Origin of the sequence: Escherichia albertii (assembly GCF_028622335.1) — a bacterium.
GTDB classification, from domain to species: domain Bacteria; phylum Pseudomonadota; class Gammaproteobacteria; order Enterobacterales; family Enterobacteriaceae; genus Escherichia; species Escherichia albertii.
Genome location: NZ_CP117568.1, coordinates 4,077,811 through 4,091,756 on the forward strand (window position 1 = coordinate 4,077,811; position 13,946 = coordinate 4,091,756).

Below are 13,946 nucleotides of genomic sequence, written 5' to 3' on the forward strand. Positions count from 1 at the left end.
CCCGTAAGCGTTTCTTTTGTGTCGGGCAAATTAACGACGTCTGCGAGGCGATGTGAAATATCGCGTATCGCCACATAATAACCTCGCTCTCCGACACTGTTTTAGTTTAGGGGAGCGATAAAATCCATTCCGACTGAGATGGAATTGAGTTGCTAATTAAAATGATAAGTAGACAGGAATTTGCTGGTGTTTAATTAATAAACAGCAAAGACGTCTTGTGAATGAATATGTTGACATTCATATAAAAACATCATATTTTCGTCATGTTTATGTAGGGTGTTTTCTATATCTTACGCATCGCACTAAGACCTGACAGAAAATATGCTGGAAGGTTTATATCAAAAACCGCCATTAGCTCATCAGGAAGAGCAGACGACAACCAGGATTGTTGTATGGTACGGGGTTCGAGGCCTCGATGGCGGTCCAATTTCTCATCTTGCTATTTCCATTTTTTAATACGTCCAGAATATTAAATATTCTTCTTTTTGACTGTTTGCTGAACAATAAATAATATTGTCACAAGCCGAAACGAAAAAAGCCCACACAGGGGACGGTGGGCTGAAATGGGAAGCAAAGACTCAAGTAAACTCATCGGAAATTAAGGACCACGCATTACGGTGGCATCATCGCCCATGAGCCGGATAAGGCAAATCGGGTTGATTACGTAGAAGTTTCATTATCAGTTCAGATGTTATTACCGCTGCACTATTCCTTCGTAAATCAGACGTAGCGCGAATACGCTGATAATCGCGCCAATTACCCGACTGGCTACACTTTGCATACGTCCATACGCACGACGCACGGTCGGTAAAGAAAATGCCTGACTAAGAAATATACGCCAGATAACAGAGGCAAGAACAATTCCTGCCCAGGCCGTTAAACGCGCCCAACCTGGTGTTTCCGCGTTTAACGTTACCGAAAAAATACTGATAAAAAACAAAACGGTCTGTGGATTAGAAAGATCGGTAATTAATCCACGGCGAAAAAATACATACCAGGGGGCGCTGAGTGGTTGCTGTAGCGTGCTCATTTGCGGGGCTGACTGGCGGCGCATACTGCTCCAGGCAAACCATAAGAGATAAGCGCCGCCAGTGATTTTAATGAGCGAGAAAATCTCTTCACATTGGGTAATGAGTGTCGCCATGCCAAACAACCCTAACCCGGAATAGAAAGCATCGCCCAGCGCCACACCGAGCCCGGTCACTACGCCAGCGCGACGGCCTGAGGCCAGGCTGGTTTGTACCACGATGAATAAATTTGCTCCGGGATTAAAAAAGGTCATTACGAACAGTCCGACAGTCAGATAAACGGCGTGTAAAGGGTCCATAGTGATTTCATCCATTAATGAGCTTAATTAACCTCATCCTATTTATAGTAAAACTGACTGAATGCGAACAGGATCACAAAGACAGTCAAACCAGGAGAGGGCCGCCCCGTTGATACGGTATTCGGCGAGGGGAATACCGTATTCTATAGGGGGAGAGCGTCAGGGCATCATAATTAACATTAAGCCATGTCAGAATGAGCGATTTTTTATAGTGGCTGCTATAACCATTGATTTATTATCCGCACCGTTAATTTCAACTAGAGTATTAATTATGCGATTGATTTCTGGCTTGGGTAATATAATGAATCCCCCCAAAACATCTTGCTGTAATAATGAAGTAAATAAGCATGGTCTTTCCATAAAATCTTCAAGTGTACTGCGCGCCTGTGCTAATTATTTTGCCATTATGTTAAATGGTCGTTCTGAATACAATCATTCTCACATTAAAAAATTACTTAATGATGTTAATTTCATTAATCTTATAACCAGTATCATAACCAGTCAATTTTCTCCTCGTGATAATAATGTGTTAGCTATTCATGTAAAATTCACCAGTGAATTTCGTAAATCTTTTCCTGATTTACCTGACTATGAGGTTATATTTAAGATAAAGGTGAGCCCCGGGGGCGGAGGAAAAATATGGGTTGAAAATATCAATGAAAGAAAATTATGTGGTGATTATAAACTTTATGGGAAGACATTAGAGGCACTTAAAAACATGGATGATTTTATTAGTCAGAAAAAATGCTTTTTTATCGAAGCACGAACCAATAGATATTGAAAGACTCCCAAAAGGTAATGCTGGAATGTCATTATTCATAATTGATGGCGAGTAATTAAGATATTTTACATATTCAGATAACACGTTGTTACGTCAGGAAAAATGTAAATATATTCTCTTTTCCTGTGGCTTTTTCCTGAATACTGAACTACTTGTTAATCAACCCTGAATGATGACATCCAGCTTCAGGGCATTAGCCAATCACACATCATGGAGTTCACCTATGAAAACTGGAACTAAGCTTTTAGTTGGTGCGTTAGCTTTCGTGGTTACAAACGTCTATGCTGCAGAATTAATGACTAAAGCAGAATTTGAGAAAGTCGAATCGCAATATGAAAAAATAGGTAATATTTCAACGAGTAATGAAATGTCGACCGCTGATGCGAAAGAAGATTTGCTTAAAAAAGCTGATGAAAAAGGTGCTGATGTGTTAGTGCTGACCTCCGGCCAGACCGACAATAAGATCCATGGTACGGCTGATATTTATAAGAAGAAGTAAGTTTATCCGCTAATACATGCCCGGTACGCAAGTTTATCGGGGAACACAATATATTGAAATTCATATTTTTGTCGGCCGGATAAGGCATTCACGCCGCATCCGGCAATTTAATTTTTTAGCCGCCGCCAGAAGGTTGTCCGACTGATACCTAAATAATTCGCTGCTGCCGTTCTGTCGCCATTAAATTTCTCCAGCGCTTGTTGTGGCGTCAGTGAATGAAGGGCGGTTGTTTTCGTCGATTCACGTGCCAGTTCCGGCAGTAGCTGCTGTAAAAACGGCAGTGTTAACTCCGGCGTCGGTTCCACGCTTAAAAATAATGCCAGCCGCTCCATCATATTACGCAGTTCACGAATATTACCCGGCCAGTCATAGTGCAACAGCGCGGCTTCGCTTGCCTGTAATCCCTGACGAATTGCGGCAGAAAAAGGGGCGGAGAGTGCCGCCAGCGACACTTTCAAAAAGCGCTCTGCCAGCGGCAAAATATCCGCTACCCGCTCGCGCAGTGGCGGCAGTTGCAGGCGTAAAATACTCAGGCGATAAAACAGGTCACGACGAAATTGCCCCTGTTGCATATCCTTTTCCAGATTACAGTGTGTAGCACTAATCACTCGCACATCGACAGAAACAGGCTGATGCCCGCCGACGCGTGTCACTTCTTTTTCTTCCAGCACCCGCAGCAGCCGGGTCTGCAACGGTAGTGGCATTTCGCCTATCTCATCCAGAAACAGCGTGCCGCCGTGGGCAATTTCGAACAGTCCGGCGCGGCCTCCGCGTCGTGAGCCGGTAAACGCGCCTTCCTCATAACCAAACAGCTCCGCTTCCAGCAGCGATTCAGCAATCGCTCCACAGTTGACGGCAACAAACGGATGTGACTTTTTTCCCTGCCGCGCATCGTGACAGGCAGCGTATTCCCGATGAATCGCTTGCGCCGCCAGTTCTTTGCCCGTCCCCGTTTCCCCTTCAATCAATACCGCCGCACTGGAGCGGGCGTAGAGCAAAATGGTCTGCCGCACCTGTTCCACCTGTGGTGATTGACCGAGCATATCGTCCAGAACGTAACGCGTACGCAGGGCGTTGCGATTAGCGTTGTGAGCATTATTTCGCAGAGACATGCGCGTCATATCCAGCGCATCGCTGAACGCCTGGCGCACGGTGGCGGCAGAATAAATAAAAATTCCGGTCATCCTGGCTTCTTCTGCCAGATCGGTAATCAGCCCCGCGCCGACTACCGCTTCGGTGCCGTTGGCTTTGAGCTCGTTAATCTGCCCGCGTGCGTCTTCTTCGGTAATGTAGCTACGTTGGTCGAGGCGCAAATTAAAGGTTTTTTGAAACGCCACCAGTGCCGGAATAGTTTCCTGATAAGTGACGACACCGATAGACGACGTAAGTTTTCTCGCTTTTGCCAGTGCCTGTAACACATCGAATCCACTCGGTTTAATCAGAATTACCGGCACCGAGAGGCGGCTTTTCAGATACGCGCCGTTAGAGCCAGCAGCGATGATGGCGTCGCAATGTTCGCTGACCAGTTTCTTGCGGATATAGGTCACCGCTTTTTCAAAGCCAAGCTGAATAGGCGTGATGTTCGCCAGGTGATCGAATTCCAGGCTTATGTCGCGAAACAACTCGAACAGCCGCGTTACAGATACCGTCCAGATAACCGGTTTGTCGTCGTTCAGCCGGGGTGGATGTGACATAGCGCACCGCAAAGTTAAGAAACCGAATATTGGGTTTAGTCTTGTTTCATAATTGTTGCAATGAAACCTTCCTGAAACGTTAGCTGAAACGTGTTTTTCCTTTTTCTTCGGTATTATTTTTATTTCGACGCGTTGTGTTAATTTTCTATAAAAATGCAGTCATTGAATATGCTATTTGCTAACGAGTATGAACTCTGTTAATAAAGGGATTGTGGTTGTCGAAATAATATATATATGAGTTTATAACTATCTTTTAAATATAATTTAAAAGAATGAATGAAATAAATGGAGAGATTTTTATGAATAAAATGATAAGGATAATGATTGCTCTTCTTTCTCTATTGCTAGCAGCCTCAATGTTGAGTGGTGCTGGGGTGGAATTTACCCATACGTGGTATGCAGCTCCTGCGGCGTTTTCAAAATTTATTGTAACTATCTTCACGATGGGCGCTTTTGTCACTATTTCATTAAAAATAAGCAAAAAGTTCAGCGATTAAATCAGGTCTGCGGATTCGCGTTTTACCTACTCATTGCAGCGCCAAATGGGGCAAAGTTGTTTCACTGAAACGTCTGAGTCTGTTTCAGTGAAACAGTTTCTGATAAATCACTGCCGTTTATTTTTACTATCATTCATAATTAACTTATTGATATTTATGTGGTTATAACAAACTGAGATGTTTTTTTAATTTCTGGCACCTCCCTTGCTTTGTCTTTATCAACAAAACAACAAGTTGATAACAAAGGATGGGCTATGTCTCTACACTCTCCAGGTAAAGCGTTTCGCACTGCACTCACCAAAGAAAATCCATTGCAGATTGTCGGCACCATTAATGCTAACCACGCGCTGCTGGCACAGCGTGCCGGATATCAGGCAATTTATCTCTCCGGCGGTGGCGTGGCGGCAGGATCGCTGGGGCTGCCCGATCTCGGTATTTCTACTCTTGATGATGTGCTGACTGATATTCGTCGTATCACCGACGTTTGTTCGTTGCCACTGCTGGTGGATGCGGATATCGGTTTTGGTTCTTCGGCTTTTAACGTTTCCCGCACTGTGAAATCGATGATTAAAGCCGGGGCGGCGGGCTTACATATTGAAGATCAGGTTGGTGCAAAACGCTGCGGTCATCGTCCGAATAAAGCGATCGTCTCGAAAGAAGAGATGGTGGATCGGATCCGCGCGGCGGTGGATGCGAAAACCGATCCTGATTTTGTGATCATGGCGCGCACCGATGCGCTGGCGGTAGAGGGGCTGGATGCGGCGATCGAGCGTGCGCAGGCCTATGTTGAAGCGGGTGCCGAAATGCTGTTCCCGGAGGCGATTACCGAACTCGCCATGTATCGCCAGTTTGCCGATGCGGTGCAGGTGCCAATCCTCGCCAACATTACCGAATTTGGCGCCACGCCGCTGTTTACCACTGACGAATTACGCAGCGCCCATGTCGCGATGGCGCTTTACCCGCTTTCCGCGTTTCGCGCTATGAACCGCGCCGCTGAACATGTCTACAACGTCCTGCGTCAGGAAGGCACGCAGAAAAGCGTCATCGACACCATGCAAACCCGCAATGAGCTGTACGAAAGCATCAACTACTACCAGTACGAAGAAAAGCTCGACGACTTGTTTGCCCGTAGTCAGGCGAAATAATAAACGCCCGTTGGCTGTATTCGACAGCCGATGCCTGATGCGTCGCTGACGCGACTTATCAGGCCTACGGGGTGAACTGAACTGTAATCCCGACCCTACAAATGATAACAATAACGAGGACAACATGAGCGACACAACGATCCTGCAAAACAGTACCCATGTCATTAAACCGAAAAAATCTGTGGCACTTTCTGGCGTTCCGGCGGGCAATACGGCGCTCTGCACCGTGGGTAAAAGCGGCAATGATCTGCATTACCGTGGCTACGATATTCTTGATCTGGCAGAACATTGCGAATTCGAAGAAGTGGCGCATCTGCTGATCCACGGCAAACTGCCGACCCGTGACGAACTCGCCGCTTACAAAACAAAACTGAAAGCCCTGCGCGGTTTACCGGCTAACGTGCGTACCGTGCTGGAAGCCTTACCAGCGGCATCGCACCCGATGGATGTCATGCGCACCGGCGTTTCCGCGCTCGGCTGCACGCTGCCGGAAAAAGAGGGGCACACCGTCTCTGGCGCGCGCGATATTGCCGACAAATTATTGGCGTCGCTTAGCTCAATTCTTCTCTACTGGTATCACTACAGCCACAACGGCGAACGCATCCAGCCGGAAACCGATGACGACTCTATCGGCGGTCACTTCCTGCATCTGCTGCACGGCGAAAAGCCGTCGCAAAGCTGGGAAAAGGCGATGCATATTTCGCTGGTGTTGTACGCCGAGCACGAGTTTAACGCTTCCACTTTTACCAGTCGGGTGATTACGGGCACTGGCTCTGACATGTATTCAGCCATTATCGGCGCGATTGGCGCACTGCGCGGGCCGAAGCACGGCGGGGCGAATGAAGTGTCGCTGGAGATCCAGCAACGCTACGAAACGCCGGACGAAGCCGAAGCTGATATCCGCAAGCGGGTGGAAAACAAAGAAGTGGTCATTGGTTTTGGTCATCCGGTTTATACCATCGCCGACCCGCGTCATCAGGTGATCAAACGCGTTGCGAAGCAGCTCTCACAGGAAGGCGGCTCGCTGAAGATGTACAACATTGCCGATCGCCTGGAAACGGTGATGTGGGAGAGCAAAAAGATGTTCCCCAATCTCGACTGGTTCTCAGCCGTTTCTTACAACATGATGGGTGTTCCCACCGAGATGTTCACGCCACTGTTTGTCATCGCCCGCGTCACTGGCTGGGCGGCGCACATTATCGAACAACGTCAGGACAACAAAATTATCCGTCCTTCCGCCAATTATGTTGGCCCGGAAGACAGACAATTTGTCGCGCTGGATAAGCGTCAGTAAGCCTCTACGAATAACAATAAGGAAACGTACCCAATGTCAGCTCAAATCAACAACATCCGCCCGAAATTTGACCGTGAAATCGTTGATATCGTCGATTACGTGATGAACTACGAAATCAGCTCCAGAGTGGCCTACGACACCGCCCATTACTGCCTGCTCGACACCCTCGGCTGCGGTCTGGAAGCTCTCGAATACCCGGCCTGTAAAAAACTGCTGGGGCCAGTTGTTCCCGGCACCGTCGTACCTAACGGCGTGCGCGTCCCCGGAACTCAGTTCCAGCTCGACCCCGTCCAGGCGGCATTCAACATCGGCGCGATGATCCGTTGGCTCGATTTCAACGATACCTGGCTGGCGGCGGAGTGGGGCCATCCTTCCGACAACCTCGGCGGCATTCTGGCAACGGCGGACTGGCTTTCGCGCAATGCGGTCGTCAGCGGCAAAGCGCCATTGACCATGAAACAGGTGCTGACTGGAATGATTAAAGCCCACGAAATTCAGGGCTGCATCGCGTTGGAAAACGCCTTTAACCGCGTCGGCCTCGACCACGTTCTGTTAGTGAAAGTCGCTTCCACCGCCGTAGTAGCTGAAATGCTCGGCCTGACTCGCGAGGAAATCCTCAATGCCGTTTCGCTGGCGTGGGTAGACGGTCAGTCACTGCGCACCTACCGCCATGCGCCGAACACCGGCACGCGTAAATCCTGGGCGGCGGGCGATGCCACCTCCCGCGCGGTACGGCTGGCACTGATGGCGAAAACGGGCGAAATGGGTTACCCGTCAGCCCTGACTGCGCCTGTATGGGGCTTCTACGACGTCTCCTTTAAAGGTGAGTCGTTCCGCTTCCAGCGCCCGTACGGTTCCTACGTGATGGAAAATGTGCTGTTCAAAATCTCCTTCCCGGCGGAGTTCCACTCCCAGACGGCAGTTGAAGCGGCGATGACGCTCTATGAACAGATGCAGGCAGCAGGCAAAACGGCGGCAGACATCGAAAAAGTGACTATTCGCACCCACGAAGCCTGTATTCGCATCATCGACAAAAAAGGGCCGCTCAATAACCCGGCAGACCGCGACCACTGCATTCAATACATGGTGGCGATCCCGCTGCTGTTCGGGCGCTTAACGGCGGCAGATTACGAGGACAACGTGGCGCAAGATAAACGTATTGACGCCCTGCGCGAGAAGATCAATTGCTTTGAAGATCCGGCGTTTACCGCTGACTACCACGACCCGGAAAAACGCGCCATCGCCAATGCCATAACCCTTGAGTTCACCGACGGTACGCGCTTTGAAGAAGTGGTGGTTGAGTACCCAATTGGGCATGCTCGCCGCCGTCAGGACGGTATTCCAAAACTGGTTGATAAATTCAAAATTAACCTCGCGCGTCAGTTCCCGACTCGCCAGCAGCAGCGCATTCTGGACGTTTCTCTCGACAGAGCTCGCCTCGAACAGATGCCGGTCAATGAGTATCTCGACCTGTACGTCATTTAAGCAAATGGCGGTAAGGCGTAAGTTCAACAGGAGAGCGTTATGTCTTTTAGCGAATTTTATCAGCGTTCGATTAACGAACCGGAGCAGTTCTGGGCCGAGCAGGCCCGGCGTATAGACTGGCAGACGCCCTTTACGCAAACGCTCGATCACAGTAATCCGCCGTTTGCCCGTTGGTTTTGTGAAGGCCGAACCAATTTGTGCCATAACGCCATCGACCGCTGGCTGGAGAAACAGCCAGAGGCGCTGGCATTGATTGCCGTCTCTTCGGAAACAGAGGAAGAGCGCACCTTTACCTTTCGTCAGCTGCATGACGAAGTGAACGTGGTGGCCTCAATGCTGCGCTCGCTGGGCGTACAGCGTGGCGATCGGGTGCTGGTGTATATGCCGATGATTGCCGAAGCGCATATTACCCTGCTGGCCTGCGCGCGCATTGGCGCTATTCATTCGGTAGTGTTTGGTGGATTTGCCTCGCACAGTGTGGCGGCGCGGATTGATGACGCTAAACCGGTGCTGATTGTCTCGGCAGATGCCGGGGCGCGCGGCGGTAAAATCATTCCCTATAAAAAATTGCTCGACGATGCGATAAACCAGGCGCAGCATCAGCCGCGCCACGTTTTGCTGGTGGATCGCGGGCTGGCGAAAATGGCGCGCGTTAGCGGGCGTGATGTCGATTTTGCTTTGTTGCGCCATCAGCACATCGGCGCACGAGTGTCGGTGGCGTGGCTGGAATCCAACGAAATCTCTTGCATTCTCTACACCTCCGGCACGACCGGCAAACCTAAAGGCGTGCAGCGTGACGTCGGCGGTTATGCGGTGGCGCTGGCGACCTCGATGGACACCATTTTTGGCGGCAAAGCGGGCGGCGTGTTTTTTTGCGCCTCGGATATCGGCTGGGTGGTGGGGCATTCGTATATCGTCTACGCGCCGCTGCTGGCAGGGATGGCGACTATCGTTTACGAAGGATTGCCGACCTGGCCGGACTGCGGCGTGTGGTGGAAAATCGTCGAGAAATATCAGGTGAGTCGGATGTTCTCCGCGCCGACCGCCATTCGCGTGCTGAAAAAATTCCCTACCGCCGAAATTCGCAAACACGATCTCTCGTCGCTGGAAGTGCTCTATCTGGCGGGGGAGCCGCTGGACGAGCCGACCGCCAGTTGGGTGAGCAATACGCTGGATGTGCCAGTGATCGACAATTACTGGCAGACCGAATCCGGCTGGCCGATTATGGCGATTGCTCGCGGTCTGGATGACAGGCCGACGCGTCCGGGAAGCCCCGGCGTGCCGATGTATGGCTACAACGTGCAGTTGCTCAATGAAGTCACCGGCGAACCGTGCGGCGTCAACGAGAAAGGGATGTTGGTGGTGGAAGGGCCATTGCCGCCGGGCTGTATTCAGACCATCTGGGGCGATGACGAGCGCTTTGTGAAGACTTACTGGTCGTTGTTTCCCCGCCCGGTATACGCCACCTTTGACTGGGGTATCCGCGATGCTGACGGTTATCACTTTATTCTTGGGCGCACTGACGATGTGATTAATGTTGCCGGACATCGGCTGGGGACGCGTGAGATTGAAGAGAGTATCTCCAGTCATCCGGGCGTTGCCGAAGTGGCGGTGGTTGGGGTGAAAGATGCGCTGAAAGGGCAGGTGGCGGTGGCGTTTGTCATTCCGAAAGAGAGCGACAGTCTGGAAGACCGCGAGGTAGCGCACTCGCAAGAGAAGGCGATAATGGCACTGGTGGACAGTCAGATTGGCAACTTTGGCCGCCCGGCGCACGTCTGGTTTGTCTCGCAATTGCCGAAAACACGCTCCGGGAAAATGCTGCGCCGCACGATCCAGGCAATTTGCGAAGGACGCGATCCGGGGGATCTGACGACCATTGATGATCCTTCGTCGTTGGATCAGATCCGCCAGGCGATGGGAGAGTAGGTTATTGTCGGATGCGTCGTATGGCGCATCCGGCATTTATCGCCAGCTCACCTGATAATAATAACGACCCGCGTTCAATAAAAACTCCGGCGAAACTGACGGGCTCCAGGAGTCGTCGCCACCAATCCCCATATGAAAACCATCGATATTCAGCCATGTGCCTTCTTCCGCTTGCAGCAGATGGCGATGGTTGGTCTCCATGAGTTGCTTTTGACTATAGCGGCTGATATTGAACTGAAAGTCGCCGCGCCACTGGTGTGAGCCATAATTCAATTCGCGAGTGCCACAACGCAGACCGTTTTCACTGGGGAAGACGTAGGGGGTATACATCGCTGACAATGGCCGCTCCCAGCGGTCATAACAGGCTGCACTTAGTCTGTCAGGGTAGTTTTCTTCCGGGCCTAGTCCCAGCCAGTTTACGCGCTCAGCCACTTGCGCCAGTTGGCAGGTGAGGCCAATGCGTGCCGGATGCGGCGTATCGCTTGCAACTTCAACATCCACACTGATGCTCATCTCACCATGCCCATCAATACGATATGTTTTCCGGCTGATAAATAAGATTTTTCCCTGGTGTTGCCATGTGTGGACGGTAGTTATCAGAACTGCGTCGATGAGTTTATCTGCCGTACACTGTAGCAACGCGGCTTGTGTCTGATAATGGCCCGCCGATTTCCAGCGTTCTACCCATGCGTTAGGGTCAATGCGGGTGGCTTCGCTTACGCCAATGTCGTTATCCAGCGGCGCACGGGTGAACTGGTCGCGAAGCGGGGTCAACAGTTGCTTTTCACCATCAATCCATAATTGTGTGAGAAAACCTGACAGACGGCTAAATTGCCAACGCTTATTACCCAGTTCAATGCAAAAGTCCGTTTCGTTGGTAAGCAGTTGCGGGCAGGAATGGGGCGCGGAGAGTGGCGTCACGCTGAGATTTTCCGCCAGTCGCCACTGTTGCCAGGCGCTGATATGTCCGGCCTGCGACCACGCGGTCGCGTTCGGTTGCACCACGCGTACTGTTAGCCACAGCTGCCCGGCGCTCTCAGGTTGAGGTAGTTCAGGCAGTTCAATTAACTGTTTACCTTGCGGCCCGATATTCAGAGGCGTTTCGCCGTTCGCCAGAGGATTGCCGTCCAGCGCCACCGACCAGTGTAGAATTTCGTTATCGCTATGACGGAATAAATATTCACTGGTCACTTCGAGTGTTCGTTCAAGTAAGCGAAACTGGAAAAACTGCTGCGCGTGTTTCGCTTCCGTTAGTGCCGGATGCGGCGTGCGATCGGCAAAGACCAGGCCGTTCATACAGAACTGGCGGTCATTAGGCGTATCGCCAAAATCACCGCCGTAAGCCGACCACGGATGACCTTCTTCATCATATTTAATCAGCGACTGATCCACCCAGTCCCAGACAAAACCGCCTTGTAAACGCGGATATTGACGAAACGCCTGCCAGTATTTAGCAAAACCGCCGAGGCTGTTGCCCATCGCGTGGGCGTATTCACAAAGGATCAGCGGACGCAACTCGCCGGGCATCGAAAGCCATTTTTTAATCGACCATTTCGGCACTGCCGGGAAGGGCTGATCTTCATCCACGCGCGCGTACATTGGGCAGATAATATCGGTTGCCGAGGTGTCTGCTCCACCGCCTTCATATTGTACCGGACGGGAAGGATCGGCGGATTTAATCCAGCGATACAGCGCGTCGTGATTAGCGCCGTGGCCCGATTCATTACCCAGAGACCAGATAATCACGCATGGGTGATTGCGATCGCGTTGTACCATCCGCGTGACGCGTTCGCTCATTGCGGGTAACCAACGTGGATCGTCTGCCAGGCGATTCATCGGCACCATGCCGTGGGTTTCAATATTGGCTTCATCCACCACATACAGGCCGTAGCGGTCGCACAGTGTGTACCACAGCGGATGGTTCGGATAATGCGAACAACGCACGGCGTTAACGTTGTTCTGCTTCATTAGCAGGATATCCTGCACCATCGTCTGCTCATCCATAACCTGACCGTGCAGAGGATGATGTTCATGACGGTTAACGCCGCGAATCAGCAACGGCTTACCGTTCAGTAACAGCAAGCCATTTTCAATCCTCACCTGGCGGAAGCCGACATCGCAGGCTTCTGCTTCAATCAGCGTGCCGTTGGCAGTGTGCAATTCAATCACCACACGGTAGAGGTTCGGGAGTTCTGCGCTCCACAGGGTCGGATTTTCGACGTTCAGGCGCAGCGTGACGCGATCGGCATAACGACCCCGCTCATCGATAATTTCGCTGCTAAAAGGTGCGGTGCTGCTGGCAACCTGCGTTTCACGCTGCCACAAAGAAACCGTTACCCGTAGATCATTGTGTAACTCGCCACTCATGTGGACTTCAGCTTCCAGTACGGCGCGGCTGAAATCGTCATTAAAATGAGTATTAATATGGAAATTGCTGATTTGCGTGCTCGGTTTATGTAGCAATGAAACATCGCGGAAAATGCCGCTCATTCGCCACATATCCTGGTCTTCCAGATAACTACCGTCACTCCAGCGCAGCACCATGACGGCGAGGCGGTTGTCTCCGGGGCGTAAAAAAGCGCTCAGGTCAAAGTCAGATGGCAAACGGCTGTCCTGGCCGTAACCGACCCAGTGCCCGTTGCACCACAAATGAAATGCTGAGTTAATGCCATCAAAGATAATTCGCGTCTGGCCTTCCAGCAGCCAGCTTTCATCAATAGAAAATGTGAGTGAGTAACAACCTGTCGGGTTTTCTGTGGGAACAAATGGCGGATTCACCGCAATGGGATAGGTCACGTTGGTGTAGATAGGGGTATCGTAACCATGCATTTGCCAGTTTGACGGCACTGGTATGTCATCGGCACCGGGGAGATCGTGCTCAAGCCAGCTTTCCGGCACCGCTTCCGGTGAGGAAAACCAGACAAATTGCCAGTTGCCGTTCAGACTGCGCAACGAGTGGGAAGGGGGATTGTCACGGGCTTCTTCGCTGCTGCGCCAACTGGAAAAAGGAGGATGCGCTGTAAGGCGATTGAGTTGTGTAACGTCAGGGTTTTCCCAGTCGCGGCGGGCAAGTACAACAGCAAGCGAATCCGTAAACATATCATTCCCCTGAATATAATAATTTATCGGCGCTATCATGGCATAGCACGGAAGGTTTTGCGCCACTGGGTATGGTGCAAAGTTTGCTCTGCATCACAGAGCTTATCGCTCTAACGTAAATCATGGCGATGTTGCTGCTGATTTATAGCCACTATGCGTTTCTGTCGCGTTTTATCATGCCAGTGGGCAAAAGGCGCTT

At 50.9% G+C, this 13,946-nt stretch carries 10 protein-coding genes and 1 pseudogene; 8 read left to right on the forward strand and 3 right to left on the reverse strand.

The window, feature by feature from the left end:
* Nucleotides 1-531: 531 nt before the first annotated feature.
* Nucleotides 532-668: pseudogene (locus tag PS053_RS23200) on the forward strand (hypothetical protein); the annotation flags it as partial.
* 26 nt (nt 669-694) lie between these two features.
* Here PS053_RS23200 and PS053_RS19690 read toward each other — a convergent pair.
* Nucleotides 695-1,327, reverse strand: coding sequence for a LysE family transporter (locus PS053_RS19690; RefSeq protein ID WP_256879069.1), 633 nt, complete (start codon nt 1,325-1,327; stop codon nt 695-697).
* A gap of 211 nt (nt 1,328-1,538) precedes the next feature.
* Between PS053_RS19690 and PS053_RS19695 the strand changes: the two genes are divergently transcribed.
* Entirely contained in the window at nt 1,539-2,108 is a 570-nt protein-coding gene (locus PS053_RS19695; protein ID WP_226058087.1) for a hypothetical protein, read from the forward strand.
* A gap of 223 nt (nt 2,109-2,331) precedes the next feature.
* Nucleotides 2,332-2,607 carry a DUF1471 family periplasmic protein YahO gene (gene yahO, locus PS053_RS19700; protein ID WP_000848013.1) on the forward strand — a complete coding sequence of 92 codons (276 nt, stop codon included), beginning with the start codon at nt 2,332-2,334 and terminating at the stop codon, nt 2,605-2,607.
* A 107-nt stretch (nt 2,608-2,714) separates the two neighbouring features.
* On the opposite strand, the gene prpR is transcribed toward yahO, so the two are convergent.
* A complete protein-coding gene (gene prpR / locus PS053_RS19705; RefSeq protein ID WP_256879068.1) occupies nt 2,715-4,301 on the reverse strand; it encodes a propionate catabolism operon regulatory protein PrpR in 1,587 nt (528 codons plus the stop codon).
* A 299-nt stretch (nt 4,302-4,600) separates the two neighbouring features.
* On the opposite strand from prpR, the gene PS053_RS19710 reads away from it, so the two are divergent.
* From PS053_RS19710 to prpE, 5 genes are all read left to right on the forward strand, one after another.
* Complete coding sequence (locus PS053_RS19710) at nt 4,601-4,798, forward strand: hypothetical protein (protein ID WP_059214948.1); 198 nt, start codon at nt 4,601-4,603, stop codon at nt 4,796-4,798.
* Between the two features lie 254 nt (nt 4,799-5,052).
* Nucleotides 5,053-5,943 (forward strand): methylisocitrate lyase, encoded by an 891-nt coding sequence (gene prpB, locus PS053_RS19715; protein ID WP_000052216.1) that lies wholly within the window; start codon nt 5,053-5,055, stop codon nt 5,941-5,943.
* Nucleotides 5,944-6,067: 124 nt separating this feature from the next.
* Nucleotides 6,068-7,237, forward strand: a complete 1,170-nt coding sequence (prpC, locus tag PS053_RS19720) for a bifunctional 2-methylcitrate synthase/citrate synthase (RefSeq protein ID WP_001285918.1) — start codon at nt 6,068-6,070, stop codon at nt 7,235-7,237.
* Between the two features lie 33 nt (nt 7,238-7,270).
* Entirely contained in the window at nt 7,271-8,722 is a 1,452-nt protein-coding gene (gene prpD / locus PS053_RS19725) for a 2-methylcitrate dehydratase (RefSeq protein ID WP_256879067.1), read from the forward strand.
* 39 nt (nt 8,723-8,761) lie between these two features.
* A complete protein-coding gene (gene prpE, locus PS053_RS19730) occupies nt 8,762-10,648 on the forward strand; it encodes a propionate--CoA ligase (RefSeq protein ID WP_256879066.1) in 1,887 nt (628 codons plus the stop codon).
* Nucleotides 10,649-10,684: 36 nt separating this feature from the next.
* Here prpE and PS053_RS19735 read toward each other — a convergent pair whose 3' ends face one another.
* Nucleotides 10,685-13,747, reverse strand: coding sequence for a beta-galactosidase (locus PS053_RS19735; protein ID WP_256879065.1), 3,063 nt, complete (start codon nt 13,745-13,747; stop codon nt 10,685-10,687).
* Nucleotides 13,748-13,946: the final 199 nt, after the last annotated feature.